Source organism: Acinetobacter calcoaceticus, assembly GCF_051947995.1.
Classification (GTDB): domain Bacteria; phylum Pseudomonadota; class Gammaproteobacteria; order Pseudomonadales; family Moraxellaceae; genus Acinetobacter.
Genome location: NZ_JBLVVH010000002.1, coordinates 112,723 through 139,422, shown reverse-complemented (window position 1 = coordinate 139,422; position 26,700 = coordinate 112,723). Strand labels below are relative to the sequence as shown.

Sequence of the window (26,700 nt, the reverse complement as noted above, 5' to 3'; positions counted from 1 at the left end):
GAGCAGCGGACTTTTAATCCGTTGGTCCCGCGTTCGAGTCGCGGACGACCCACCATCTAATGTTTTGAAAGTTTGTAAAATGTATTTTACAAACGCCTGTAAGAGGTTAAGCTACAGAAAATCATAGATTTTCTCTTGCGCTCAGGTAAAACGTTGTTTTACTTATCCTCGCTCAGGGTCGTTAGCTCAGTTGGTAGAGCAGCGGACTTTTAATCCGTTGGTCCCGCGTTCGAGTCGCGGACGACCCACCAGATTCGAAAAAGCCTCATCATTTGATGAGGCTTTTTTATTTTGTCATTGATATCTTTCCAAACGATGACAAAAACCAAAACTAGTGCTTTAAGCCTCCCTGCCCAAAGCACACATAATTTTTAAACTATAAAAATTTTTCCAGTACCGAATTTAAAAAGATATGTCCCTGCTCAGTACAGGCAATTCGATCCTGATCAGCGATGAGGAGTTTTTTCTCACGCAAGTCATGCAATGTCTCATTCAAATCTTGCAACGCAAGTCCTGTGCGCTGGGTATACGACTCGGTCGCTACACCTTCATTTAAACGCAATGCGTTCATCATAAATTCAAAAGGCAATTCATCTGCTTCAATGCGTTTCATTTGCACATGTTCAGCAGGGACTTTGGCTAAATAATCTTTAGGTAAACGGGTTTTCTGGAAACGATAGATTCCATCAGGACGCGTGACCTTGCCATGCGCCCCAGCCCCAATCGCCAGATAATCACCAAATTGCCAATAATTCAGATTATGTGCCGATGGCTTTTCCTTGCGCCAGGCCGAAACTTCATAATTGACATAACCATTGGCTTTCAAATACGCCTCACCTTTCTCCTGAATCTGCTCTAGCACCTCATCTTGCGGCAATACAGGCTGGGTACGGAAGAACACCGTGTTGGGCTCAATGGTCAGCTGATACCAGCTAATATGCGTTGCGCCGTGCTCTACCGCCAATTGAAGATCGGTTAAGGCCTGTTGTTCTGTTTGCTGAGGTAAACCATGCATCAAGTCCACATTTACACGCTCAAAGCCGGCCTGGCGTGCCTGCTGAATCGCATCCAGTGCATTATTGGCGGTATGAATCCGTCCTAAACGCTGTAAATGCTCGGGATCAAAACTTTGTACGCCCAAGGATAAACGATTAATCCCTACCGCCAGATAATCCGCAAATGGATCATGCTCCACGGTTCCCGGATTGGCTTCCAAGGTAATTTCACAATCTTCCTCAAACGCTAAACGCGCTTTCAGTTGTTCAAATAGCCATTGATAGCCCGATGCAGAAATCAGCGAAGGTGTTCCACCACCAATAAAGACACTGTGAATCGATCGGCCTTGCGCCATTTCAATCTGAGTTTCGAAATCTGCCACCAAGGCAGCCAGATATTGCTGTTCCAGTTCCAAGGACAACTGACCATCAGGCACTGCATGTGAGTTAAAGTCACAATAAGGACATTTACGTACACACCACGGCATATGGATATATAGGGAAAGTGGAATATTAGTAGGGTTTAAATGACTCAAAATCGCAGCTCAATGACAGAACCCCACCATTTTAACATGACTCGCTCGTTCGGCTTATCATCATCTACGTATTCAGTTAGACTGGGGACAACCAAGAACAATTAGACCGATAATATGATGAAAATTTCTAGCCAGTTACTGTTTATTCTTCCCCTGACTTTAGGCATTGGTATCGCCATGGCCTTTCAAACCGCAATCAATACACAACTTCGAGAATATCTGAATTCTCCCCTGCAAGCCGCACTACTGTCTTTTTTTATTGGCACCATTGTGCTGGCGCTCCTGGTCTGTTTTCAAAGTGCCAGCAAGCCCAATTTAAGTGAACTTTCACAAATTCCCTGGTTTCTCTGGCTCGGTGGCTTTCTTGGGGTTTATGCGATCAGTATCAGCATTTATACTGCACCCAAGCTCGGATTATTAACGTTTTCAGGTTTAGTGATTTTCGGGCAACTGGTGATCTCGATGTTTATTGATCACTTTGGCTGGTTAGGTACAGAAAAGACACCGATTAACTGGCAACGCCTACTCGGTAGTATTGTGATTTTTATTGGGGTGTTATTGACCCTGCAACGCTGATTCCTCATCATTTTAATAAGAGTATTTTTTGTGTCCCATGTCACAACCAAGCGGTTTGAACTCAAACAGCTATTTCATTTGATGTTCCCGATCCTGATCACCCAGTTTGCCCAGGCAGGATTAGGTTTGATTGATACCATTATGGCCGGGCATCTTTCGGCAACAGATCTGGCAGCGATTGCAGTAGGCGTTGGCCTATGGATTCCCGTTATGCTGTTATTTGCAGGCATCATGCTGGCAACAACGCCCTTGGTCGCTGAAGCACGGGGCGCAAAAACACCGGAAAAAATACCGACCATTGCACGCCAGTCATTATGGGTCGCCGTGATTCTGGGTACTGTGGCCATGTTGATTCTGCAGTGCATGCCCCAATTTTTGCCATTATTTGGTGTACCTGAGAGCTTATTACCCAAAGCCAGCCTGTTTTTACATGCCATCGGCTTTGGTATGCCGGCAGTGATGATGTATGCCGCCTTACGCAGTTACTCTGAAGCCTTGGGCCATCCACGCCCCGTCACTGCAATCAGCCTGATCGCCCTGCTGGTCCTGATTCCGCTCAACTTTATCTTTATGTATGGCTTCGGGCCTATTCCGGCACTCGGCAGTGCAGGTTGCGGTTTTGCTACTGCCATCTTGCAATGGCTAATGTTTATTACACTGGCCATCTATGTCTCTAAAGCCAAAGCCTATAAGCAGGCGCCTATTTTTACAAAATGGGAAAAACTTGATCCGGTCTGGATCAGACGTATTTTAAAACTGGGCTTGCCCATTGGTCTGGCGGTGTTCTTTGAAGTCAGTATTTTTAGTACAGGCGCAATTGTGCTCAGCCCATTGGGTGAAAATGCCATTGCAGCGCATCAGATTGCGATTTCAGTCACTTCACAATTATTTATGATTCCGCTGTCTTTGGCGATTGCCTTAACCATTCGTGTCGGCATGTATTACGGCGAACAGAACTGGCACGCGATGCGTCAGGTTCAAACCGTAGGATTGATTAGCGCCACAATTTTTGCAGCTTTGACAATGACGCTGATCGCTCTGGCACGTCCTTATATCGTGGCAATCTACACCACGGATGTAGATGTTATTCCTGTGGCCATGTATCTGCTCTGGTTTGCGATGGCTTATCAGTTGATGGATGCGTGGCAAGTGAGCGCGGCAGGTTGCCTACGCGGCATGCAGGACACCCAAGCCCCGATGTGGATTACCTTAATGGCGTATTGGGTGATTGCCTTCCCGATTGGTTTATATCTTGCCCGCTACACCTCTTGGGGCGTGGCAGGTGTCTGGTTAGGTTTGATTATTGGTTTAAGCATTGCATGTGTCTTACTGATCAGCCGTCTATATTTCAATAATAAACGCTTGGCAAAAATGACTGTCGCTTCTTAAGCGTCATCACTTTTAACCAGAAAAGTGATTCAGGGTAGCATGGAGGCTACCCACAATTGATCTTGCTTTCATCGCCTTCAAAGGCGTGACTTTTTAATACTGTGCCATATCGCGTTTATCCCTTCAGCTACATACAGCAGTCCTCTTATACATGCTTACATCACTTAACATTTTGTTATAGGCAATTTAAGATTTGTCACCTATGATCAAGGGAACACTTTGAAACTGGATCGTATGAGGTCAAGTCCTTATGGCAAAACATGCAAGCTCTCCCAGTAAGCGTTTTCTCAAACTGGCTGGTATGACCGCAAGTATTGCCAGCAAAAGCGTGGCAAATTCCATCCGCAATCTTACCGCAGATGAAGAACAGAAAAATGCAGCGCGTAGCCAGCTGTTTCAGGACATTGGTCTACAGATTGCTGATACCCTCGGCGAAATGAAAGGCGCGGTGATGAAAGTCGGGCAAATCGCCTCGCAATATAAAGATATTTTCCCACCAGAAGTCGCCAAAGCCATTGCCAAGCTGCAACGTCAGGCACCGGCCATGCCCTTTTCCGCGATCCAGCAACAAGTTGAAAAAGAACTCGGCAAACCGTTAAACCAGATTTTCAGCTCTTTTGAAACAGAACCTTTTGCTGCCGCATCAATCGGACAAGTCCATCGCGCAGTACTACCAAACGGGCAAGCGGTTGTGGTCAAGGTGCAATATCCGGGTGTCGATCAGGCCTGTGAAAGTGACTTAAAACAGGTACGTCTGGCTTTGCGGTTGATGGGCGTCTTAAAAATTGATAAGAAACTGCAAGATCAACTGTTTCAGGAAATCCAGGACAGTCTTTCAGCCGAATTGAATTATGAAATCGAGGCACAGAATCTGGAGGTCTTTAAAACTTTCCATGAAAAGCTTGATTCTCAAGTGATTATTCCAGCCGTTTATAAAGACTATTCCTCTCGTCGCGTATTGACCCTGAGTCTGGAACAGGGTGAATCGATCGAAACCGCAAGTACATGGTCAGTCGAGACTCGCAATCAGATTGGACGTCGCCTGATCCGTGCCTTGGGACGGGAAATGTTTTTCTTAAAACGCTTCCATTGCGATCCACACCCGGGCAATTTTGCTTTTCGTGAAGATGGCAGTGTGATTATTTATGACTACGGCAGCGTCAAAACCTTATCGCCTGAAATCGTTCAGCACTTTAAGGCGCTGGTCAATGCCGCACGCCAGGAAAATATTACCCAAGTTGAAGACTTACTGGCGGAACTGCATTCGATTGCCGAAAAACAGAAATTTCCAAGTGAGTTATATACGCAATGGATTGAAATTCTATTACGTCCGTTAACCACCAATTATGATTTTGCCGAAAATTCATCGCATCATGACGGCATGTTACTGGTAAAAAAATCACTGAAATACTGGGATGTCTTTAAACCGTCGCCAGACACCCTCATGGTTAACCGAACCATTTCTGGACATTACTGGAATCTGATTCAGCTCAAAGTACATGACAATCTCAATGATTTATTTGAAGAATTAGTTCCCAATTAATCTGTCTGAAGCCCTCTGGTCTTGTTGCGATAAGTCAGAGGGCAATTTATTTTTATTCATTTCGACATCACATGGGCTTGAAAAGACATGAATTGACTTCACATATTGTTATGTTATAACATTTCTACAAACAATAGGAGTCATTCAACATGCGTAAAGATATCCATCCTGCTTATCAACAAGTCTTATTCCACGATACCAATGCCGATGCCTACTTCTTGATTGGGAGTACGCTGCAAACCAAACAGACCAAGGAATATCAAGGCAAAGTCTATCCCTACGTGACGCTTGATATTTCAAGTGCATCTCATCCGTTTTATACCAGTGAGCAACGTCAGGCCAGCAATGAAGGTCGTGTTGCGAGCTTTAACAAACGCTTTGCACGTTTTAACCGCAAAGCTTAATTTTCATTTAAGTTTCACCCATTAAGCTGAAAGCATTAGAAGTCTAAGGTTAACTCTCCTCCACTTAGACTTCTTTTTTTATGTCTTGATTCCAGCCTCAGGAATCTGTCCTTTGTTGTCCTACCACACCAAACTCAATCGGTGTTTTCACATAGAACAGTGAAATCTCTTTTGCATTGAGATAGCTCAATAATTCAGTCGCCTGCTGCTCTGTTACCGCAAATTGAATCTGCATAGGCCGATCCGCCAACTCAAAAAAACTGGCAGAATGAAATAGGCCTTGATGATCAACACCTTCCAGACCCGCCAAGACCGTTGCCCCACGCAAACTCATCTGTTTTGCAACGGCCAATAGCCATTCACTGATCGGCTGCCCCTGATAGGAACGATTTTGTGCGGTATAAAAGGTAATTAAAAATCCATTCATACGATGACTCCCAATCATGCAGCACTGAGCCATTGATGCAGGCTCATTCCCAGAATAGTAAACAATAGCGATCCAAGCACATGAATCACGATTGCTGCACAGGCATAGCCCAATTTACCACTTTGCAATAAGGCAATAATCTCAGCAGAAAATGTCGAAAATGTCGTGAGCGCGCCACAAAAGCCTGTAATTACAAACAGTTTATAATTGGGACTGAGTGAACTTTGAGAAAAATATGAAATGGCAAAACCAATAATAAAGCCACCGACAAAATTGACCGTGACTGTGCCCAAAGGAATATTCGGGAATATAGGATTCAGTTTTAAGCCTAGAAACCAGCGCAACCATGCACCTAATACTGAACCTAAAGCAATTGAAAGTAATGGATAGTACATGATTTACTCCAAGAACAGAGTTGGAGCGAAAGAATGATGAGACATGGATGTATAGCAATTATTCTGAAGATTTTTCATGGGCGAACTCCAAAAATGGGAACAGAGCACGCACGAACCTACGCCCCTGTTCAGGGTAACGTAGGCATCATTAGCCATTCTGGCGGTTTGTAACAGGAGGAATGCCATCTCCTTTGCTCTAAAATAACATATTTTTTAGGCAACTCAATCGCTCTTTTTAAGCAGGATTGCATTGTGTATAAACATAAAGTTATCCACAATTCAGCCCGATGTTACTCAAACTTTTCCCCATCTCCATTAAAGTCTAAGGCGAAGGTGACGAAATCAAAGGCTTGTGCCTATACATGATTCGTCAATATATAAATGACGACTTTGCGCATAAACATCAAATACACTAAGGTCTAGTTCAGAGATCTATCGTCTTCTCTTCTGCATTTTCAATGTTATGATGCGGTTATTGATTCAATCAACATGGAATTTTAGACATGGCTCAAAGCTTATTGGCACAACTGAAAGATGGCTCGGCAAAATTTGCAGATGTATTGGCGTTTATCGAAGCACGTTATCAGCATACCCCAACTGCATTCCAAAATGGCGCACAATCCAATGCTGCAACTGAAAACCAAGGCAGTGCCAAAGTCCTCAGTTTTGCTAAAATTGAAGGCTTAAATCAGGCGGATACACTCAGTTTATTTGCAGAACATTATGCCTCTGTGTTGGCAACGCCTGAAGCTACCGATCACCAGAATATTCGTCAGTTTATGCAACATGGCTGGGATGGGGTCAAGTTTGAAGGTGAGGCTTTGACCGCTAAATAATAAAAAGGAGGTGTTTAACCTCCTTTTTTTTGCCTGTACTCAATTACGATCTTTTTCTGATTATGTTTTTAAGCATTATAACCACCATCTACCGCAATCTCTGCCCCTGTAATATATCGACCTCCTTCACCTGCTAAATGCAGCACAGTGGCAGCAATATCCTCAGGACGACCATAATCGGCTATTGCCAAGCTCGCCCGCGTTGCATCGGCACGTGGACCATCTGCAGGATTCATATCGGTATCTGTCGAGCCCGGATGAATCAGGTTGACCGTAATATTACGCTTACCAAGATCACGTGCTACTCCCTTGGTTAACCCAACTAAGACAGCTTTACTGGCGGCATATAAACTGATACCACTTCGTCCTGCTCTTGGAGCAAGGCAACTCCCAATCGAAATAATACGCCCACCCTCAGGCAGATATTTGCTCGCCTGCATAGTGGCAGCAAACACTGCTCTCAAGTTAACCGACATGGTGCGGTCATAATCCTCAAGTGTGAGCTGATCAATTTCTCCGACCAAGAAGTTACCCGCATTATTGACTAAAATATCTAAGCGACCAAACTGTTCCACCGCAAGATCCACCGCAGCAATGACCTGTGCTGCATCTGCCGCATCGGCAGCAATCATTTCGGCACGCTGGCCTAATGCCTGAATCTGCTCGACAACTGCTAGTGCCTGATCTTTTGCACGATGATAAGTGATTGCCACATCTGCACCTTGTGCAGCTAAGCTTCGGGCAATCGCAGCGCCAATACCACGACTCCCTCCCGTAACCAAAGCAACTTTACCTGTTAATGTGTTCATGATGAAATTCCTGTTTTAGGCTTAACACGAAGATTCAGCGGTCTATAAGCTCGTTTATTTATATCTATCCACAGTTATCTAAACCATATTTAGTACCGACCTCTAAAACCCCAATATATGTATCGATCGATACAAATGTAAGCTACCCCCTTCAATCTTGTCAATGACTTTTGTATCGACTAGTATAGATCTCATGAATAAGAGGAGTTCTTAATGGCGCAAATGGGCCGACCACGTACCTTTGATCGTAATCAGGCGATTGAACAAGCAATGCTTTTATTTTGGGAATATGGCTATGATTCGACTTCACTCTCTTTATTGAAATCCAACATTGCCGGTGGAATTCAGGCGCCAAGTTTCTATGCAGCTTTTGGCTCAAAAGAAGCGTTGTTTCGAGAAGTGATTGAGCATTATATCGTAACGTATGGTCAGGTGACTCAAAGCCTCTGGGATGAAGATCTTGCACCCAGAGAAGCGATTGAACGCACTCTACGCCAGTCGGCAAAAATGCAAACCGAATCCAGTCATCCCAAAGGCTGCTTATTGGTACTTTCAACCGCGACCTGTTCCCCCGAAAATATCCATATTCAACAATACTTAACCCAGCATCGCTTGAAAATTCGCGAAAGATTTACACAATGTGTTCAACGTGCTGTAGATGCAGATGAGTTAGCAGCCGATACGGATGTCTGTGCTTACGCAACAAGTTTGTATTGTTTTTTACTCGGCCTATCCGTACAAGCACGGGATGGAGTATCAGGCACTATATTAAATCATGCAGTTACTGAAGTAATGTCGGGATGGGACGGTCGTGCAAATATGAAAAATAAGGATTCAACATAACAAAAAGATCTAAACCTAGAAAATCAGGTTTTAACTGTAAAAAAGGAGGGGTTTAACCTCCTTTTTTTAGCTCATCTGTTGGTGTGACAACGGGTCTGGCAAGTTTTCTTAGATCGGTAGTTAAACTATAAAAATCGCCTCCCATTTTCCCGACACTATCCAGTTGTTGCTGGTCAATCATCTGTCCATCCCAGAGTCGATCATCGACATAGATTGATTTCACATCCAGCAAAGCCACTGTACCGCCAGATGGAAGCGTACTCAGTTGCAACACTTCCCTTAACTGACATTCATAACGAATCGGTGCATGTTTGACAGATAATGCGACAACTGAATGGCTTGGCTCAGACTCAATCTCGGCAAACTCAAATTCACTTTGCGCTGAAGGCAATAAAGCACAGGATAAATTCATCTGTTCCAGTAATTGTGAATTCACGATATGCACCACGCACTCTCGCGTCTCCACCAGATTACGAATCGTGTCTTTATCTTGCCCATTTCTGGGGTTGACCTGTGAATACCAGAGAATGGGCGGATTACAGCTGGCCACATTAAAAAATGAATAAGGTGCAATATTGGCTATTCCCTCCGCAGAGAGGGTGCTGATCCAGGCAATTGGTCGAGGTGAAATTCCACCGACCAAGAGTCGGTAGATATCATTGGGCTCTAAATCTAAGGTTTCAAAAATCATCGCAATATTACATCCTGTTTAAGGACGTTCAGCATATTGCGGTAAATCATCCGCGATACAGTCCCACTCTGCTTTCGATGCAGCAAAAATATGCATGCTTGGTTTTTGCTGTAATGGCGTATCCAGCGTCCCGATTCTTAAGCGATACAGCTCAGGCTGTGCATCCCGTGAACTGATCAGTGGAGAGCCACATTCGCCACAGAACCAGCGGTACACGCCAGAGGCAGCAAACTTTTTAACCAGCGCTTCACCTTGTACAATTTTAAACGCTGCACTGCTAATTGGTGCATTGGTGGCATAAGCCGTACCATTGGCCTTACGGCAACGCTGGCAATGGCACTGTATGATCTCGCCAATGTCGCCATGAATCTCATAATGAATCCCATTACATAAACAACTGCCATGATACACGGGTGAAGCTTGAGACATTTCCCTATTCCTTGGATGATTTTTCCACTAAAAATATAGGCTAGATCTTGTTACCATGCAAATTACAAATCCTATTTATTCAGACTTTTTGGTCTAATACATTTTGAGCGCGGGCATGATCGATATCCTTTTCCCAATGTGCAATTGCAACTGTCGCCACACAATTCCCGATCAAGTTGGTACAAGCGCGTACAATTCCAATGAACCAATCCACTGACAACAATAAAACCAAACCGATGGTTGGAAGACTTGGAATAACGGATAAGGTTGCTGCCAGAATAACCAAGGCTGACCCCGGAATACCATGTGCACCCTTTGAGGTCACTAAAGAAACCAAGAGAATTGCGAGTAAATCATGCAGGGATAAATCGATATTGCAGGCTTGCGCAATAAAGATGACCCCAAGTGTTAGGTAAATAGAGAATCCATCCAGATTAAAGGAATAACCCGTAGGAATCACCAAGCCGACCGTCGACTCCTGAATGCCTAAATTTTTCAACTTTTTCATGACCTGTGGCAATACAGAATCAGAAGATGCTGTTCCCAATACGATGGAAAGTTCGGCTTTAAAATAATTGAGAAATTTGAATATATTCAGACCTGCAACTTTCAGGATTCCACCCAAGACAATCAACACGAATAGCATGCAAGTCACATAAAACAACAACACCAAATAGCCAAGCTGGATCAGCGAATCTACTCCAAATTTTGCAGTGGTATAGGCAACCGAACCCAATACCCCGATTGGAGCCAGCCGGATAATCAAGGCCATCATTTTAAAGAACACTTCAGAAAATGCTTCAATGGCCTTGCAAACCGGTTCTGCCAAATGTTTTGGGATCAGTAATAATGCGATACCAAATAAAATCGCAATCAATAGGACTTGTAAAATATCACCACGGGCAAAAGCATCTATAAATGTTTTAGGAATAAGGTGGAGTAAGAAATCTGATCCGGAACTGATGTTATGTGCCCGTTCGGTATAAACATTTAAATCCTGGCCATCTAGCTTGGTGATATCAATATTCATCCCGACACCAGGTTTGAATATATAGGCAACCACAATCCCCAAAATCAGTGCAATACTGGTGACCCCTTCAAAATATAAAATCGTTTTTGCGCCAACTTTTCCCATTTTTTTGATGTCATTTGCGCCATAGATTCCCAGAACAACCACACAGAAAACAATAGGTGCAATCAACATCTTGATCAGCGCAATAAAGCCATCCCCTAATGGTTTTAAAGCTAGGGAAAAATCGTGAAAGCTCACCCCAATAACAATACCGAGAATTAATGCAGAAACAACTTGAGCAAATAGACTGGACTTGAACGTTTGCAACATTGAACATTCATCAATAAAAAGATAAATATCAACACTGCAAAAAACTCGCCAATAGCTAAGAATAAGATGATTTAGAACATGAAAAATACAGAAATTTTAAATAACGCTTTTAAAAACATTATCTTGTTAGGGCGCACTCTAATTGGTGATGTACACCCTCTCCAGCAGCTCGCCCAGTTGCAAAGCAAGCTGTCAGCAAATAGCCACCCGTCGGTGCATCCCAATCCAGCATTTCGCCACAGCAAAATACATAAGGGTTAGACTGCAATTGCAGTTGTGGAGATAATACCTCTTGCTTTACCCCGCCTGCACAGCTAATCGCCTCTTCAATCGGGCGAAAGCCTGCCAAAGGAATACTAAGCTGCTTGATCTGCTGTGCCATTTGCCTAGCATCTGACCACAAGCTTTTTTCGACCGTTTCCCGCAGCAAATTAATTTTGACATGGTCTAACCCGGCTTTACGCCAAAGATTGGTCAAGGACTGCTTTTTATTGCCTTGTAGCTTCTTTTCTAATTGATCAATACTGACATCTGGCAATAAGTCCAGATGCAATTGTAAATGCTGCTGTTGAGCAAGCTGCGCTCTAAGATCACGACCCAATTTATAAATCACACCACTCTCAAAACCATAATGGGTAATGATGATATCGCCATGGGTTTGCTGTTCAGGCCATACCCAGGCATTGACGCGTTTCAATGGCTGACCAAAGCAATCCTGCATAAACGGCGACCATATTTTCAAAACACCGGCATTACTGGCCTGAAAAGGCTCGATCTCATTTTTTGAGAGCCATTGCTGCCATGCCCCATCACTGCCCAATTGCGACCATGACACCGCACCACAGGCCAGTACAATCGCATCATAAGTGGCATGAAAACGTTGCATCTGATTTTCCAGCGTGAGTTGATTACTGGATAAATCCACACAACGATGGCGATAGTGAAACTTCACGCCCTCAGCCATTAAACGTTTCAGCCAGGCACGCAATAACGGTGCAGCTTTCATTTCTACGGGAAAGACACGTCCTGAGCTGCCGACATAGGACTCAATGCCCAGACCTTGCATCCAGCTCTGAATCCATTGAGCATCCCATTGCCTGACCCATGGACCTAACCATTCAGGTTGATCATAACGCTGGATAAACTGCTCGACAGGCTCAGCATGAGAGATATTTAATCCGGTTTTACCTGCCATTAAAAACTTGCGTGCTGCCGAAGGTTTCTGCTCAAACACGTCAATTTCATAATCATACTGACTCAGCACCTCGGCAGCCATCAAACCTGCTGGGCCTGCACCAATAATGGCAACCCGCTTAGGCATCGCGGTTCTCTTGGGCATTTTGACCTTGCAACGGTGCAAAATCATCAAAACGGGTTGCGTAACCTTCTGGCTTGCGAATGATCAATTGCTGGCAAAGTTCGCCACGTTCCAGATATTTGATTTCAAAATGGGTTCTAGCCGAGCCCGCTGCAATTTTTTGTTTTTCATAAGGTAATTTCCAAACTTCAATCAGCTGTTGCTCTGCTTCATCAATATATTCTGGAATATTACTGGCTAAGGTAATGGTTCCATTCGGTTGCAGGCGTGAAAGCAGGAATTCGAAAAATGGCATATTGAGCCAGCGCTGCGCCGGATTATGCGGTTCTGGATTCGGATAGAGAATAAAAAATTGTTGTACCTGTGCCGGAAACAAGGCATGCACCACCCAAGGCAAGGCATCGGCATGAACCGGGTTTAAATATTCCCGAGCTTCCAGCTGATGCTGTTTTTGCATCGCCAAAAATTTTTCTTTGGTTCGCTCAATTGCATACAACGTGGTCTGCGGGTTTTGTCCCGTAAATAACAAGGCATGTTTACCTTTGCCTGCGCCGATTTCCACGCAAACTGGTGTGTGAGGAATGGCCTTAAAATCACGAGGGGCTTGCATACGTTGTGCTTGAAATTGACGAATCGACATAATCTCATCAAACTATCTAGAAATCGGCATAAGTCTAACAAGTCACCTTACTTTTGCCTAATCTATTTAGTTTTTGTTTTAGGAATTTTCTATGCCACGTACATTCCCCTGCCCGCGTTGTGGAGAAACCAGCACTTGGGAAGGTAATGCATTTCGTCCATTCTGCTCAGAACGTTGCAAAATGATTGATCTGGGTGCCTGGGCCAGTGATGAATATAAATTACCGACGCAAGATGCACCGCAAGCAGACCTCAAACGCCATGAAGATGATTATGAAGATTAATCATCTTCTGCTTTGCCGCTAAGCCCAGATTCGGTGCATTACCTTAAGCCAGTTATTCCAGCAAATTTTCTCAATCAGCTCAGCAGAATAATGACGCTGTTGCATCGCAGCAATCAGTTGCGCTAAGCCCGTAACGTCTTGCAGTTCTGTACTGATCAGCGCGCCATCAAAATCTGAACCCAGACCGACATGGTCTTCCCCAAGACGTTCCATCATATATTCCAGATGATCGAGAATGAGTGTAAGTGGCGTGTCGGCATTGCGCTGTCCGTCAGTGCGTAAAAAGGCCACATCAAAATTGACCCCGACCATGCCCCCAGTCTCAGCAATTGCCTGAAGTTGCGAATCAGTCAGATTACGCGCTTGGGGGCATAAAGCGTGTGCATTGGAATGGGTGGCGACAATCGGTTGCTGCAAAATCTCTGCCGTGTCCCAAAATGCCCGTTCGTTCATATGCGATACATCCACCAGCATTTTCTTTTCAGCACAGCGTTTAACCAACGCTTTGCCTTGAGCGGTCAGGCCTGCACCTGTGTCAGGCGAATGCGGGAAACGGGCATTTAAACCATGTCCAAATCGGCTGATCCTGTTCCAGAGAGGACCCACACTCCGTAGACCAGCCTGATAAAAAATATCGAGAAAGTCTGGATTAGCCTGTAGGGCTTCTGCCCCTTCCATATGCAGCACTACCGCCAGTTGACCTTGAGCCCGACAATCCTGTATCTGTTGCACCGAGGTACATAGTCGAATCTGCTCGGAAGCTTGCACCATCTGCTGTGCCAGCTCGAGTTGTGCCAGACAAATCTGCTCAACCTGCTGTTGAGTGAAATCTTCGGCATGTTTATCCACGAGCTTATCGGGATGATGCTGTTTTACATAAGCAAATGGCGGTAGAAAAATCGCAAACATACCGCCTGCAAATCCCGACTGCTGGCAGCGCTTTAAATCCAGTTGTCCAGACAAATGCTCATGGATAAAAGCCTGTACGGGGTCCGCCTGATCGCTGAGCCATAAGCGTGTCAGTAGATCATTATGACCATCGAAAACTGCAACATTGTGATGCTTCATGAAGAAGGTTCATCCTGAATGCTTTGTACAGGAATTTTTTGCTGAAGCGCCAAACGTTTCGAATTTTTGCTATTGCGAAATACCAGTTGTTCAAGAGATGCAGCCTGCTCACTCTCACTACGTGCCTGTTCAATCAGATGATGATACTCAGATTTACCACACACCGGATCGGCATTGACCGCATCACCGGTGAGCATATAGGCCTGACAACGGCAGCCGCCAAAGTCGCGCTGTTTGTCTGGGCAGTTTCGGCAACTTTCCGGCATCCATGCATCACCACGGAAATGGTTAAAACCCGTGGATGTGTACCAGATCTCCGATAAAGATTGTTCACGCACATTGGGAAATACGATCGGGAGCTGGCGTGCTGCATGACAAGGCAATGCCGTGCCATCAGGCGTTACGGTAAAGAAAATTTTGCCCCAGCCATTCATACAGGCTTTCGGTCGTTGTTCATAATAATCAGGGACTACAAAGATCAACTTACAGGGATGATTCTGCTGGCGCAGTTTTTCTCGATAGGCATTGGTCACCTGTTCAGCACGTGTCAACTGTTCCTGAGTGGGTAATAGGCCCTGACGGTTTAAAAAGGCCCAACCATAAAACTGACAGATCGCCAGTTCAACCGTATCGGCATTCAGCTCTAAACACAGCTCAATAATCTGTTCAATCTGGTCGATATTATGCCGATGAATCACGAAATTCAGCACCATCGGATAGTCATATTGCTTGACCAGACGGCACATCTCATATTTCTGTTCAAAGGCGTGTTTTGACCCGGCCAAGGCATCATTCACCACAGGATCACTGGCCTGAAAACTGATCTGGATATGATCCAGACCAGCCTGTTTAAGTTGGGCAATACGTTGCTCGTTCAGGCCCATGCCCGAGGTAATTAAATTGGTATAAAAACCTTGCTGATGTGCATGCGCAACCAGTTGTTCCAGATCTTGCCGCACCAGCGGTTCACCGCCAGAAAAACCCAGTTGCACCGCGCCCATTTGCCGAGCCTGATCAAACACATCACACCATTGTTGCGTGCTCAGTTCATTTTTATGCTGGGCATAATCCAGCGGATTCGAACAATACGGGCATTGCAAGGGACAACGGTAGGTCAACTCCGCTAGAAGCCAGAGCGGTAAACCAACGCCTGCGGTCATCGCAAATCAATCCAGTATTGTTGCTGTGCAACCTGCATATAATCGACCACATCCTGCTCGATTTCCGCAATGTCACCAAACTGCTGTTTCAGCAACCCCACAATGGCAGCTACACTTTGTTGTCCGTCGATGTGCTGTCCAATCGCTCCAGCACTGTCATTCAGCTTGATCATGCCTTCCGGATATAAAATGACAAAGGCATTTTGTGCAGGCTCAAACTGAAAACGGTAGCCTTGTCGCCATGTGGGAACCAGGTTTAAATCAAATGCTGTATTACTCACGGAATAACCCCTTATGCCAGACTAGTTGTGTGGTCACGGTATGATACGGCGCCTGCTGATGCACATAGGCCAGAATCAGTGCATCCAGAATACTCCATAGAATATCCAGCTTGAACTGCAGGATTTCCAGCATGCGCTGCTGCTGTTCATAGGTGGTAAACGAGTCCAGCGTAATACTCAGACCATGCTCCACATCACGACGTGCCTGACTTAAGCGCGAACGAAAATAGTCATAGCCCTGATCATCGATCCACGGATAATGCTGTGGCCATGAGTCAAGACGGGACTGGTGAATCTGTGGCGCAAACAGTTCGGTCAGGGAACTACTGGCCGCTTCACGCCAAGTCGCACGGCGGGCAAAATTGACATAAGCATCTACGGCAAAACGCACGCCAGGCAGCACCAGTTCTTCTGAAATCACCTGTTCACGGGTCAGGCCAACCGCTTCGGCCAAACGTAACCATGCTTCGCGTCCCCCCCCATCAGGATATTCACCATCCTGATCCAGCATCCGTTGAATCCATTCCTGACGCACGCGTTGGTCTGGACAGTTGGCCATGATCGCGGCATCTTTCAATGGAATATTGATTTGGTAATAATAACGGTTAGCCACCCAGGCCTGAATTTGCTGCTGGGTCGCTTTACCCTCATACATCATCACATGAAAAGGATGATAAATATGGTAGTACTGTCCTTTATCCAGAATGGCCTGCTTAAACTGTTCAACACTTAATACATCAGTGGGCATCATTATTTACCTCAAAGTTCAATCTGCATGCCATCAAAAGCCACTTCCACACCGTGAGCCTTGAGTTCAGCACATTGAGCCGAGTTTTCATCTAAAATCGGATTGGTATTGTTGATATGAATCAGCACTTTTTTAGGACGGCTGAGCTGATTCAGATAAGACAATGAACCACCCTCGCCACTAATATATAAATGTCCCATCTCACGTCCGGTTTTGCTGCCGACACCCGTCTGCTGCATTTCATCATCTGTCCACAGCGTACCATCAATCATGACACAATCCGAATCGCGCATGATCTGCATGATCTGTTCATCAATCTTGCCAAGTCCAGGGGCATAGAACAATTGTTTTTGCGTTTGATGGTCGCGAATGATCAACGCAATATTGTCACCGTCATGCGGATCATGACGATGCGGAGAATACGGTGGTGCAGCACTCTGAATAATCAGTGGCACAAATTCCAGATGTTGAAAACCCGTAATCTTAAAGGCCTGTTTCGGATTGATTTGCTGATATTGCAGACCGCCATTCCAGTGCTTCAACATATTAAATACGGGGAAACCTGTGGTCAGATCTTGATAGACCATCTCGGTACACCAGACCTTGATTGGACAGCCTTCACGTAACGTCAGCAGTCCGGTGGTGTGATCCAGCTGACTGTCCATCAGGATCACATCACGAATGCCGGTATCACGCAACTGACGCGCAGGCTGAGCCGCCTTGAAATCAAATAATTGCTGACGGATATCGGGCGAGGCATTCAGCAGTACCCAATCGATGCCATTCTCGGAAATCGCGATTGAGGATTGGGTCCGCGCCTTGGCCTGAATCGTACCGCTACGCACGCCATGACAATTTGGACAATTACAATTCCACTGCGGAAATCCCCCACCCGCAGCCGAACCTAGAACATGAATATACATAAGTTAATTTCTTGTTAGAAAAAGATAAGCCCTAGACATAACTAGGGCTTATCTTGAATTTGAATCGGAATGATTAACGTACTTCAAAGTACATGGTCACTTCAAAACCAATACGTACATCGGTAAAAGCAGGTTTAGTCCATTGCATGACATCGTCTCCAATTGGTTTTCATCAGGTGAAATTAAGCAGTTAATTCAACATGAATAAAGCGTTTCACACTTGATTCTAAATAAAAATAATCGCTTTGTAGACCTATCCCAACCAAGATATTGTTCGATAATTGTGAGTTTTGTCTAAATTTCGGTAATACACATTTGAAAGAAGCGACACTGTTTTAACTTCATCTGTACCAAAGCCGATGCTTAATAAAAATTTACACACTTTAGATTTGTGACTTACATCACAGTAATTTACTTTTTCATGATCTTATGCAAATCTAGCTAGAACTGTAGGATTGAATAACAACACCAAACTACACATTAAAACCTATACATTGCTCTGATCCATTTTCGCACTTATTTGTTTGGAATCAGCTTGTTGAATAAAAAGATCTAAATTTACCAGGACGTAAAAATGAATAATGATATTCCTTATCAGCTCAAGCTCTTGGCGACACAGATTGATCCGAATCTGGATGCTCACTGGCAAAAGGCACTGATCACACTTTTTTCAGAACACGCGCCTGAACATTGTGAAAAAATTGCCCAGCAAGTGCTACAACTCAAAAAAATTCACTGGAATCGTAAAGACAACAGCTTCTCCTATCTGGCCAAACATGACTTTGATGTGCTGAGCGAGAAAATTTATATTGCGCCTATCAAAATTTTGGTGAAAAAAATTGCAGTTTCGCTAGAGAAACTAAAAAACTATCAGCATGCTTATGAAATGGCAGATTATCTGGAAAATATTCTGGCCCAGATTCATGCCATTGAAACCGAAGACGACTTTGATCTGCAAGAGCAAAAGAAACTGATTCTAAAAGAGTTTATCTATGCAGCTGCCCAGATTATTCTGGCAAAAGAAAAGATCGACCTGCCGGATAATCAAAGGCATATTGATAGCGACATCATCAAAACCTTTATGACCGAAGTCTTTCTCAAACAACAGTTATTAAAATATTCTTTTAACCTGTTGCGTTCGCATCAACTCAGGGCAGAAAAACCGCATATCCTGAAATATTTTCTTTATAAGCAACAAAAATCCAGACAACTGGATATCGTTAAAACCTCGAAATATATTTTTGCTTTGGCGCCCAGCAAGGATGGCATGCACAATACCTTTTCCATTCGCCGTTTCTTACAAGAAGAAAAATTTGAAGGCTGCGACAATATTTACGTCAATTCAGCCATTCTGCATTTGGATAAAATCGAAGACATCGGCCATCACCAACAATTTGAATGGCAAATCAGCCGAATCATCACCATTGACAAGCCCGTTAACCAGTATGTTTCAGATATTGTCCGTAATATCGAACACTATACCAGCAAAACACTGATCCCGTTCCTGCGCGAACCCTTGCAACCCAACGGCATATTTATGGAAAAGCTGGTGGAACAACGGCTGATTGATTTTGAGCAGAAGCTCAATAGCAATATCCTTGAACCCGTTGCCGAAGCGCTGAAGCATTCCGTCCATCATCGGGATGAATGCAATTATCTTTATTTGGGTGTCAAACAAACGCTGGATGATCTGATCAGCCATTTTATCGAGTTCCAGTCGCAACCTTCACTGATCTTTAATCAGCAGGTCAATCTGTTTATTGCCCGACTCAAATCGTATGCCACCTTGTTACAGAAACGGCATTCGGATGTGTTCACCGTCTTTTCTTATGAGGAATGGAAAAAACATCATGCCGAAGCGCTAGAGCCAACCAATATTCTCAAGGATATTAGCCTGAGCTCCTTACAGGAATATAAAGATGCTTTTTCGGCATTAAAAGAAAATCAACGCCAGCTCAAACAAAGTGCTTCATTCCTGAGTAAGCTTATGAATAAACCTCAGAAAATAAAAGACAATATTCTCAAGCTAAAACAGAAAACGATACAAATAAAAAAAGATGCCCATCAGGAAATTATACGGATTCAGCGACGTTTTCCCGCCCTGATTGTTTACTTAGAGTCTGAGTCACTGATTTCAATGAACCACAAAGAACGCCATTATGCTTTTCCGACAGGAGAAAATGGCATTACCCGTTTGCCCATTCTGATCCAGATTCCAGAAGATAAAGCTTCTTTTGATTTACAGAGTATCTGTAATAGCTTGAATTTTGATTTGAATCTGGCCAATCAGAAATGGCTGGAAACTATTTAGCCCGAAGGAAATTAGCTTGTGTATTACGATTTGCAATACACAAGCGAAAACGGGCAGTTAGCCTGCTTTACTGGCCACAAAAGGATTAAACTGCTTTTCATAGCCAATGGTACTGATGGGGCCATGACCTGAAATAAACTGGGTCTCATCCGGCAAGCTAAAGCATTCGCGCTGAATCGAATCAAGCAACTGCTGGTGATTGCCTTTTGGAAAATCGGTCCGGCCAATCGAGCCTTTGAACAGTACGTCACCTGTCCACAATAAGCCATGTTTGGCGTTATAGAACATCACATGACCTGGGGTATGGCCCGGGGCAAAACGCACTTCAAATTCATCATCGCCCAGCTTTAAGACTTCGCCCCCTTCCAACCATTGATCGACCTTGACCGGCTGTGGAATTGGAAAGCCATAACGGGCCGAGACTTCCTGAATCATGTCCAGCCAGAACTGGTCTTCCTTATGCGGGCCAATCACCGGAATCTGCCATGTTTCAGCCAGTTCGCCGACTGCACCTGCATGATCAAGATGCCCATGCGTCAACCACAGCGCTTTCACATTTAAGCCCAAAGCTTCCACTTCTTTTTTCAGTACCGCCGCATCACCGCCCGCATCAATCAAAATCGCTTCTTTACTTTCACTGTCCCACAAGATTGAGCAGTTTTGGGCAAATGCAGTAACGGGAACAATTTTGACTTGGAGCATAGCAACCTCTGGCGAAATAAAGCGTCGATTTATCGATGGGCTAAGGTATGGGTAAGTGCGTCAAGATTAGCCTGAACCAGACCGGCAAGCAAATCTATATGGGCCTGATCTGCATTCAAGGCTGGAATATAGGCATAGTCGCCACCACCCGCATGCTGGAAAATTTCCTTGTTCTGCATGGCCAGCTCTTCTAAGGTTTCCAGACAATCTGCTGAAAAGGCTGGACTAATCACCTGTACCGATTGAACTTTTTGCTCACCCCATTGCTGTAACAGCTGATCCGTATAAGGCTTGACCCATTCCTGCTTGCCGAAACGTGACTGGAAGCTGATCGCCCATTCATCCTCTTTCAAATGTAACGCTTCTGCCACTAGACGTGCTGTGGTTCGGCAACGGTCTGCATAGGGGTCGCCTTTATCGGCATACGGTTGAGGAATCCCATGAAAGGACATCAACAGTTTTTCAGCTTTGCCATGTTGTCCCTGATAATGCAATACGCTATCTGCCAACGCCTGAATAAATAAAGGATGTTGATGGTAGTCCTTGATGATGGTCAAACCAGGTAAATGACGTTGCTGTGGAATCCATTTGGCAAACGCATCATAGAGTGGTGCTGTAGAGGTCGCTGAATATTGTGGGAACAGCGGCAATAAAATCACATGTTCTTGCGGATCTTTTGCCAGTTGCGCCAGCACATCATGGATATTGGGTTGACCATAAGTCATGGCTGGTACAACCATCAGATCAAACTGATGATTTTCTTCTTGTAGGCGTTGTTTAATCAGCAGTGTTTGTTCCAGCACAATTTCACGCATCGGTGAATCATTGGACCAGACCGAAGCATAAGCTTCAGCCACCCGTTTTGGACGGAAGGTCAAAACAAAGAGGTGCAGAATGATCCACCATAATAATTTGGGAATCTCAATCACACGGCTATCAGATAAAAACTGTTTCAGGAAACGTCGTACTGCTGGCACAGTTGCTTCATCTGGCGTACCTAAATTGGCCAGAATCACAGTCACTTTTGGTTTTTGTGTCGCTAACATAGACCGCATCCGCTTTTTATTGAGTTCATACAATTACTTTAGCAGTTTTAGCCCTGTTTGCTAAATTGGATTAATGCATGGTCTTAAATTGAAAAACCCGATTGCTATCTAGCATATTACTTTCCAGTAGTTTCTGTCCTTTTGCGGTGAGCTGCCACAACATGCGCTGACGATCATCCCGCCCGGTCGGCACAATCCATTCGTTTTGACGCATTTGTAATTTGATTTCATGCAAGGCACGAATATTGACCTGAGCACGAGATACCGCATGCGCTCTGGGCATTTCCTGACGTGCGTCATCAAGACCGGTTTCATTCAGGTATTCATTGATGCGCTTGGAAAAATATTCTTCCGGGGTCGGAATCACAAAGGCTGAGCCAAGCACATTCAGCAATTGCGCCCAGGTCATCTTGCGATGTGGTTTGACTTCCTTGAAGTTACCGTCCTGATAAGCATGCATCCGATATTCAAATGAATAGAGTTCATGCATGGAAACTTTAGGTACATTGGTCAGCGGATCCGCTTCACGATTGCCCAGTTCCGTTTCCAGCTGTTTCACCTTGGCACGTAATGCGTCAATTTCATCACGCAATACCTGCGTATTTTGTGGACGCACCCAGCCCACCACCGGATAACGCTCGAGCATCTGCGGCATACTGGAACGTACCGCCAGCTCCAGATCTCTCAAGCTTCGATAACAAAACACCTGATCCACTTCATGTTGAAGCTGTTTTCTAAATTCTTTGAATTTTTCTTTCAGTTCCGGCTTGTGATCATGCAATTTAACATCACGCGACTCGGGGTCTTCATGCATAAAGACAATCACAGGCTTCTGTTTGGTCATGGCATAAATATATTCCAGATGCATATAGCCCACACCTGAAACCGATTGCTCGCCATATTGGCTCCCCAGCAGAATCACCACATAATCACAATCGTCAATTTGCCGACGGGCAATCGAGGTACTGAGCGGGGTACGCTGTTCCAGCCCCCATGATAGGAATCCCATTCCAACTAATGTTTGTGCCAGAACCGCTCGCTCTGGCTGCATTTCATTGCCAGAGGTAGAAATAAAGACTTGATAACGAGTATCTTGCATAGGCTAGGCCCCAATTCATTGATCAATAATATCAAGTATCTATCTTGATTTTTATTAACAACTAACCCCAATAAATATATCAATATGGCTCGATTTAGTGATTTCCTATCTCAATCTCGGCCAGATTTTGAATCTTCCATGTTAATTGTTCTGGTATAAGGTGCTGAAGAACAGGTTCTAGTTCTCGTGCATTGTTACCACTGACATAACATTGAATACGGGTAATGTTATGACGCAATTTGTCACATAATAACCCATTTTTAATTAAAAGATAGGCAGTTTGTCGCGCAACTGCTTGTCCAGAATCAATTAATTTTAATTTTTCAGCAAAAACCTGACGAATCGCATCTTTCAGGAAAGGATAATGGGTACAGCCCAAGACAAGAAAGTCAGCCCCCTGATCAATCACAGGCTGCAAAACCTGTTGCAGGACCTCCAGACATGCCGGACTCATCTGCTGCCCGGCTTCAACAAATGGCACCAGTTCCAGACTGGTCACGGTCAACACTTTGACGCCCGCAGGCTGGGCAAAGTTTGCCATCACATCTTTTATGAGCTGTCCACGGAAGGTGGCAGGTGTCGCCAGCACAGCCACAACTCTGGATTGGGTCTGGATCACGGCGGGCTTTAATGCAGGCACCAGTCCCACGATGGGAAAGCGCTCTCCATAGTGATCACGTAAATAATCCAGACTAAAAGCAGAGGCTGTATTGCATGCCACCACGGCAATTTTACAACCCTGACGGTAGAGCCATTCGATTGCCTGTGCCGTCAGTTGACGGATTTCCTGATCTGAACGTGCGCCATAGGGCACATGCGCCGTATCGGCATAATAAAGAATGCGTTCATTGGGCAAATGTCTTGCAATCTCCTGTGCAACCGATAATCCGCCAATGCCTGAGTCAAAAACCCCAATGGGTGCATCAGCAGATGCGTGTGGCATTGGATCAAGTAAAAGAGGCATGGATTGAACGGCTGTCATATTGCACATGGACACTGGTTTATTTACTCGTTTAAGCTTAAACCTCAGGTGCTCAAATGCAAGACCAAATCACCACTTTTTAGCGTTAAAACCGTGTCACCTTGCGCATTTTCAGACAAAGTTCCGTAGTTGACGAGATGATAAAAACTCTGACGCTGGATCAAGGCATTCATACCAAAACGGACATGCACATAGGGCCGTAACTCACCTGCAAATTCACGCATAAAAATCGGATGCTGCTCATCTACGATCACCACGTCCTGATTAGGTGTTATCAATTGAAGGTAAGTCTTGCCTTCAATTTCGACCTGATCCACCTGATTGATCAGTAATGGTTCATCTTCAACGTCGATTTCAATCTGTTCCACAGGCGTTTTGAGGTAAAATTTGCCGTCCTCTTTCCACAACACCTTACTGAACAGATCCAGCAGCGCCTGACGTTTGATCAATTGACCTTCGTGCCACCATTCTCCATTGGCTTTTATACGTAGATCCATTTTGCCACAATGCTTTGGATGCCACTGCTCTAAAGGCGGAATTGACCTTTTGTGACTTTGCTGTACATCATTTAAGTATTGTGCAATGTTCATTAAGTTTTTATCATCAGAAAACATGATTTTTCCCTGATTTTCTAAAGAGTTTTGTGGAGAATCATTTTCATTTATCATAGTTTATGCCTTGCTGACGAGAAAATATGACCGCTCAGCCAATTGGCGAGATCAAGGTTTAAAACTATACTATCCCAAACGTTTGCAAGCACATACTATCATTTGTGTTTGGCAATTAAGAACACTCATGGCAGCGCCGAATCGCAATATTACGGTTGCCACCCTTAAAAATATGAGGAGTCCTACATGGAACACATCGAACGTGAAGCGATGGAGTTTGACGTAGTGATCGTAGGCGCAGGACCTGCTGGTTTATCTGCTGCGATTAAAATTCGTCAATTAGCGATTGAAAACAACCTACCTGACCTTTCTGTATGTGTTGTTGAAAAAGGCTCCGAAGTTGGTGCGCATATCCTTTCAGGTGCTGTACTTGAACCACGTGCCATCAATGAATTATTTCCAAACTGGAAAGAAGAAGGTGCGCCACTCAATGTTCCTGTAACGGGTGATGAAACCTACTTCTTATTGTCTGATACCAAAGCACAAAAAATGCCGTATTGGATGGTTCCAAAATCAATGCACAACGAAGGAAACTATGTGATTTCCCTCGGTAACGTCGTGCGCTGGTTAGGCCAGAAAGCAGAAGAACTGGAAGTTTCAATTTTCCCGGGCTTTGCTGCATCCGAGATTCTGTACCATGAAGACGGTACCGTAAAAGGCATTCAAACAGGTGATATGGGCATTGGCAAAAATGGTGAGCCAACACATAATTTCACACCTGGTTATGAACTTCATGCCAAATACACCTTATTCGCTGAAGGCTGCCGTGGTCACCTCGGTAAACGCCTGATTGCAAAATACAATCTTGATAAAGATGCTGATCCGCAACACTACGGTATCGGGATCAAAGAACTTTGGGAAATCGATCCGGCTAAACATAAGCCAGGCTTGGTCATGCATGGCGCTGGCTGGCCATTGTCTGAAACCGGTTCATCGGGTGGCTGGTGGTTATATCATGCTGAAAACAACCAGGTGACTCTGGGCATGATCGTGGATTTATCCTATGAAAATCCGCACATGTATCCATTCATGGAAATGCAACGCTGGAAAACCCACCCAACCATCAAGCAATTCCTTGAAGGCGGCAAACGTATCTCTTACGGTGCACGCGCTGTTGTAAAAGGTGGCTTTAATGCATTACCTAAACTCACTTTCCCAGGCGGTTGCTTGATTGGTGATGATGCCGGTTTCTTGAACTTCTCAAAAATCAAAGGCTCACACACTGCAATGAAATCAGGTATGTTGTGTGGTGAAGCAGTATTCGAAGCTATTGCTGCGGGTGTTGCCAAAGGTGGCGATCTAGCAATTGCACGTGTGCTTGAAGGCGACGATCATTTCGACAAAGAGCTCACCGCTTATACCGATAAATATAACAATTCTTGGTTAAAAGAAGAGTTATATAACTCACGCAACTTTGGTCCTGCCATGCACAAGTTTGGTCAGTGGGTTGGTGGTGCATTTAACTTTATCGATCAAAACATCCTTAAAGTACCGTTCACCTTGCATGATCTTAAACAAGACTTTGCTGCACTGAAAACCGTAGATGCATCAACATTTAAGCCAAACTATCCAAAACCGGATGGCAAGCTCACCTTTGACCGTTTATCTTCAGTTTTCGTATCCAATACGGTACATGAAGAAAATCAGCCAGCACACTTGAAGTTAACTGATCCTTCAATTCCAGTGAACGTTAACCTACCAAAATGGGATGAGCCAGCGCAACGCTACTGCCCTGCGGGTGTTTATGAAATCATGGAAAATGATGATGGCTCTAAACGCTTCCAGATCAACGCAGCAAACTGTGTTCACTGTAAGACCTGTGATATTAAAGACCCATCACAGAACATCACTTGGGTAACGCCGGAAGGTGGTGGTGGTCCAAACTATCCAAACATGTAATTCAAAAACAAAAAATCCGAGTTTAGACTCGGATTTTTTTATGTGCTATGCAACTTAAAAGTCAAAAAATTAAACTTAGCCTTTCTGCACCAGATAACGGTATTCAGTATTGCTGTTTTCATCCAGGTTTTCTTCTTTGAGCAATAACTCATGTCCAAGATGCATACAGAATTTTGGAATATCCCATGAGGTTGACGGGTCTGTGGCAAGCACTTCAACCACATCACCTGACTTGGCTTTGCGAATGGCTTGATGCAACATCATCACAGGTTCAGGGCAACGTAAACCTCGCGTATTGATTTGAACAGCGGGAAGTTTTGGTTGTTCAGACATCATAAAACTCAAATATTCGAATTT

General features: G+C 44.5%; 30 protein-coding genes, 2 tRNA genes and 1 riboswitch (1 of these 33 only partly in view). Of the genes, 11 read left to right on the top strand and 21 right to left on the bottom strand.

Annotated features, from left to right (window positions below; translation table 11 throughout):
• Both ACNQO6_RS03765 and ACNQO6_RS03760 read left to right on the top strand, forming a co-directional pair.
• A tRNA-Lys gene (locus ACNQO6_RS03765) sits at window positions 1-55 on the top strand (it extends 121 nt beyond the left edge of the window).
• A gap of 120 nt (window positions 56-175) precedes the next feature.
• Window positions 176-251: transfer RNA gene (locus ACNQO6_RS03760), tRNA-Lys, on the top strand.
• 125 nt (window positions 252-376) lie between these two features.
• On the opposite strand, the gene hemW is transcribed toward ACNQO6_RS03760, so the two are convergent.
• A complete protein-coding gene (gene hemW, locus ACNQO6_RS03755) occupies window positions 377-1,531 on the bottom strand; it encodes a radical SAM family heme chaperone HemW (protein WP_440208142.1) in 1,155 nt (384 codons plus the stop codon).
• Between the two features lie 114 nt (window positions 1,532-1,645).
• Here hemW and ACNQO6_RS03750 point away from each other — a divergent pair, with 114 nt between their 5' ends.
• From ACNQO6_RS03750 to ACNQO6_RS03735, 4 genes are all read left to right on the top strand, one after another.
• Window positions 1,646-2,107: a DMT family transporter gene (locus tag ACNQO6_RS03750; protein WP_343580201.1), complete on the top strand. Its 462-nt coding sequence runs from the start codon at window positions 1,646-1,648 to the stop codon at window positions 2,105-2,107.
• A 30-nt stretch (window positions 2,108-2,137) separates the two neighbouring features.
• Window positions 2,138-3,496: an MATE family efflux transporter gene (locus ACNQO6_RS03745; protein WP_440208141.1), complete on the top strand. Its 1,359-nt coding sequence runs from the start codon at window positions 2,138-2,140 to the stop codon at window positions 3,494-3,496.
• 250 nt (window positions 3,497-3,746) lie between these two features.
• Window positions 3,747-5,039 carry an ABC1 kinase family protein gene (locus ACNQO6_RS03740; RefSeq protein WP_440208140.1) on the top strand — a complete coding sequence of 431 codons (1,293 nt, stop codon included), beginning with the start codon at window positions 3,747-3,749 and terminating at the stop codon, window positions 5,037-5,039.
• A gap of 149 nt (window positions 5,040-5,188) precedes the next feature.
• Window positions 5,189-5,443, top strand: coding sequence for a type B 50S ribosomal protein L31 (locus tag ACNQO6_RS03735; protein ID WP_440208139.1), 255 nt, complete (start codon window positions 5,189-5,191; stop codon window positions 5,441-5,443).
• Between the two features lie 97 nt (window positions 5,444-5,540).
• On the opposite strand, the gene ACNQO6_RS03730 is transcribed toward ACNQO6_RS03735, so the two are convergent.
• Window positions 5,541-5,870, bottom strand: coding sequence for a DUF190 domain-containing protein (locus ACNQO6_RS03730; RefSeq protein WP_440208138.1), 330 nt, complete (start codon window positions 5,868-5,870; stop codon window positions 5,541-5,543).
• Between the two features lie 14 nt (window positions 5,871-5,884).
• A complete protein-coding gene (crcB, locus tag ACNQO6_RS03725) occupies window positions 5,885-6,265 on the bottom strand; it encodes a fluoride efflux transporter CrcB (protein ID WP_343580193.1) in 381 nt (126 codons plus the stop codon).
• Window positions 6,266-6,397: 132 nt separating this feature from the next.
• Window positions 6,398-6,464: riboswitch (Fluoride riboswitch) on the bottom strand.
• A 304-nt stretch (window positions 6,465-6,768) separates the two neighbouring features.
• On the opposite strand from crcB, the gene ACNQO6_RS03720 reads away from it, so the two are divergent.
• Window positions 6,769-7,101, top strand: a complete 333-nt coding sequence (locus ACNQO6_RS03720; protein ID WP_343580192.1) for a HopJ type III effector protein — start codon at window positions 6,769-6,771, stop codon at window positions 7,099-7,101.
• Between the two features lie 68 nt (window positions 7,102-7,169).
• Here ACNQO6_RS03720 and ACNQO6_RS03715 read toward each other — a convergent pair whose 3' ends face one another.
• Window positions 7,170-7,910 carry an SDR family NAD(P)-dependent oxidoreductase gene (locus ACNQO6_RS03715; RefSeq protein WP_440208137.1) on the bottom strand — a complete coding sequence of 247 codons (741 nt, stop codon included), beginning with the start codon at window positions 7,908-7,910 and terminating at the stop codon, window positions 7,170-7,172.
• Window positions 7,911-8,123: 213 nt separating this feature from the next.
• Between ACNQO6_RS03715 and ACNQO6_RS03710 the strand changes: the two genes are divergently transcribed.
• On the top strand, window positions 8,124-8,753 hold the full coding sequence (locus ACNQO6_RS03710; protein ID WP_440208136.1) for a TetR/AcrR family transcriptional regulator: 630 nt from the start codon (window positions 8,124-8,126) through the stop codon (window positions 8,751-8,753).
• 52 nt (window positions 8,754-8,805) lie between these two features.
• Here the strand turns inward: ACNQO6_RS03710 and ACNQO6_RS03705 are convergent, their stop codons facing one another.
• The 5 genes from ACNQO6_RS03705 to ACNQO6_RS03685 all read right to left on the bottom strand — a co-directional run bounded on the left by ACNQO6_RS03705 (window position 8,806) and on the right by ACNQO6_RS03685 (window position 13,173).
• Window positions 8,806-9,444 carry a flavin reductase family protein gene (locus ACNQO6_RS03705; protein WP_440208135.1) on the bottom strand — a complete coding sequence of 213 codons (639 nt, stop codon included), beginning with the start codon at window positions 9,442-9,444 and terminating at the stop codon, window positions 8,806-8,808.
• Between the two features lie 18 nt (window positions 9,445-9,462).
• Entirely contained in the window at window positions 9,463-9,873 is a 411-nt protein-coding gene (locus ACNQO6_RS03700) for a GFA family protein (protein ID WP_440208134.1), read from the bottom strand.
• Between the two features lie 79 nt (window positions 9,874-9,952).
• Window positions 9,953-11,215 (bottom strand): C4-dicarboxylate transporter DctA, encoded by a 1,263-nt coding sequence (dctA, locus tag ACNQO6_RS03695; RefSeq protein WP_440208133.1) that lies wholly within the window; start codon window positions 11,213-11,215, stop codon window positions 9,953-9,955.
• Between the two features lie 118 nt (window positions 11,216-11,333).
• Window positions 11,334-12,536: a TIGR03862 family flavoprotein gene (locus tag ACNQO6_RS03690; protein WP_440208132.1), complete on the bottom strand. Its 1,203-nt coding sequence runs from the start codon at window positions 12,534-12,536 to the stop codon at window positions 11,334-11,336.
• A complete protein-coding gene (locus tag ACNQO6_RS03685) occupies window positions 12,529-13,173 on the bottom strand; it encodes an SAM-dependent methyltransferase (RefSeq protein ID WP_440208131.1) in 645 nt (214 codons plus the stop codon). The genes ACNQO6_RS03690 and ACNQO6_RS03685 overlap by 8 nt, the downstream gene beginning before the upstream one ends.
• A gap of 91 nt (window positions 13,174-13,264) precedes the next feature.
• On the opposite strand from ACNQO6_RS03685, the gene ACNQO6_RS03680 reads away from it, so the two are divergent.
• Window positions 13,265-13,456 (top strand): DNA gyrase inhibitor YacG, encoded by a 192-nt coding sequence (locus ACNQO6_RS03680; RefSeq protein ID WP_005226540.1) that lies wholly within the window; start codon window positions 13,265-13,267, stop codon window positions 13,454-13,456.
• Between the two features lie 18 nt (window positions 13,457-13,474).
• Here ACNQO6_RS03680 and ACNQO6_RS03675 read toward each other — a convergent pair whose 3' ends face one another.
• The 6 genes from ACNQO6_RS03675 to pqqA form a co-directional block, all read right to left on the bottom strand.
• Window positions 13,475-14,524 carry a dipeptidase gene (locus tag ACNQO6_RS03675; protein ID WP_440208130.1) on the bottom strand — a complete coding sequence of 350 codons (1,050 nt, stop codon included), beginning with the start codon at window positions 14,522-14,524 and terminating at the stop codon, window positions 13,475-13,477.
• Window positions 14,521-15,684: a pyrroloquinoline quinone biosynthesis protein PqqE gene (pqqE, locus tag ACNQO6_RS03670; protein ID WP_440208129.1), complete on the bottom strand. Its 1,164-nt coding sequence runs from the start codon at window positions 15,682-15,684 to the stop codon at window positions 14,521-14,523. The genes ACNQO6_RS03675 and pqqE overlap by 4 nt, the downstream gene beginning before the upstream one ends.
• A complete protein-coding gene (gene pqqD, locus ACNQO6_RS03665; protein ID WP_440208128.1) occupies window positions 15,681-15,965 on the bottom strand; it encodes a pyrroloquinoline quinone biosynthesis peptide chaperone PqqD in 285 nt (94 codons plus the stop codon). The genes pqqE and pqqD overlap by 4 nt, the downstream gene beginning before the upstream one ends.
• Window positions 15,958-16,716: a pyrroloquinoline-quinone synthase PqqC gene (gene pqqC, locus ACNQO6_RS03660; RefSeq protein WP_440208127.1), complete on the bottom strand. Its 759-nt coding sequence runs from the start codon at window positions 16,714-16,716 to the stop codon at window positions 15,958-15,960. The genes pqqD and pqqC overlap by 8 nt, the downstream gene beginning before the upstream one ends.
• 8 nt (window positions 16,717-16,724) lie before the next feature.
• Entirely contained in the window at window positions 16,725-17,636 is a 912-nt protein-coding gene (gene pqqB, locus ACNQO6_RS03655; RefSeq protein ID WP_440208126.1) for a pyrroloquinoline quinone biosynthesis protein PqqB, read from the bottom strand.
• Window positions 17,637-17,709: 73 nt separating this feature from the next.
• Window positions 17,710-17,784: a pyrroloquinoline quinone precursor peptide PqqA gene (gene pqqA / locus ACNQO6_RS03650; RefSeq protein ID WP_009514286.1), complete on the bottom strand. Its 75-nt coding sequence runs from the start codon at window positions 17,782-17,784 to the stop codon at window positions 17,710-17,712.
• 426 nt (window positions 17,785-18,210) lie between these two features.
• On the opposite strand from pqqA, the gene ACNQO6_RS03645 reads away from it, so the two are divergent.
• Window positions 18,211-19,947, top strand: coding sequence for a hypothetical protein (locus ACNQO6_RS03645; RefSeq protein ID WP_440208125.1), 1,737 nt, complete (start codon window positions 18,211-18,213; stop codon window positions 19,945-19,947).
• 57 nt (window positions 19,948-20,004) lie between these two features.
• On the opposite strand, the gene ACNQO6_RS03640 is transcribed toward ACNQO6_RS03645, so the two are convergent.
• From ACNQO6_RS03640 to ACNQO6_RS03620, 5 genes are all read right to left on the bottom strand, one after another.
• Window positions 20,005-20,649 (bottom strand): MBL fold metallo-hydrolase, encoded by a 645-nt coding sequence (locus tag ACNQO6_RS03640; RefSeq protein WP_032870645.1) that lies wholly within the window; start codon window positions 20,647-20,649, stop codon window positions 20,005-20,007.
• Window positions 20,650-20,678: 29 nt separating this feature from the next.
• Window positions 20,679-21,695 carry a ferrochelatase gene (gene hemH, locus ACNQO6_RS03635; RefSeq protein WP_440208124.1) on the bottom strand — a complete coding sequence of 339 codons (1,017 nt, stop codon included), beginning with the start codon at window positions 21,693-21,695 and terminating at the stop codon, window positions 20,679-20,681.
• Window positions 21,696-21,765: 70 nt separating this feature from the next.
• Window positions 21,766-22,794 carry a DUF4062 domain-containing protein gene (locus tag ACNQO6_RS03630; RefSeq protein WP_440208123.1) on the bottom strand — a complete coding sequence of 343 codons (1,029 nt, stop codon included), beginning with the start codon at window positions 22,792-22,794 and terminating at the stop codon, window positions 21,766-21,768.
• A gap of 94 nt (window positions 22,795-22,888) precedes the next feature.
• The gene (gene murI / locus ACNQO6_RS03625; protein WP_440208122.1) at window positions 22,889-23,776 is read right to left on the bottom strand and encodes a glutamate racemase; all 888 of its coding nucleotides are present in this window, start codon (window positions 23,774-23,776) and stop codon (window positions 22,889-22,891) included.
• A gap of 44 nt (window positions 23,777-23,820) precedes the next feature.
• A complete protein-coding gene (locus ACNQO6_RS03620) occupies window positions 23,821-24,444 on the bottom strand; it encodes a DUF1285 domain-containing protein (protein ID WP_440208121.1) in 624 nt (207 codons plus the stop codon).
• A 186-nt stretch (window positions 24,445-24,630) separates the two neighbouring features.
• Between ACNQO6_RS03620 and ACNQO6_RS03615 the strand changes: the two genes are divergently transcribed.
• Entirely contained in the window at window positions 24,631-26,343 is a 1,713-nt protein-coding gene (locus ACNQO6_RS03615; RefSeq protein WP_440208120.1) for a 4Fe-4S dicluster domain-containing protein, read from the top strand.
• 75 nt (window positions 26,344-26,418) lie between these two features.
• On the opposite strand, the gene tusA is transcribed toward ACNQO6_RS03615, so the two are convergent.
• Window positions 26,419-26,676 (bottom strand): sulfurtransferase TusA, encoded by a 258-nt coding sequence (gene tusA / locus ACNQO6_RS03610; RefSeq protein WP_005226520.1) that lies wholly within the window; start codon window positions 26,674-26,676, stop codon window positions 26,419-26,421.
• Window positions 26,677-26,700: the final 24 nt, after the last annotated feature.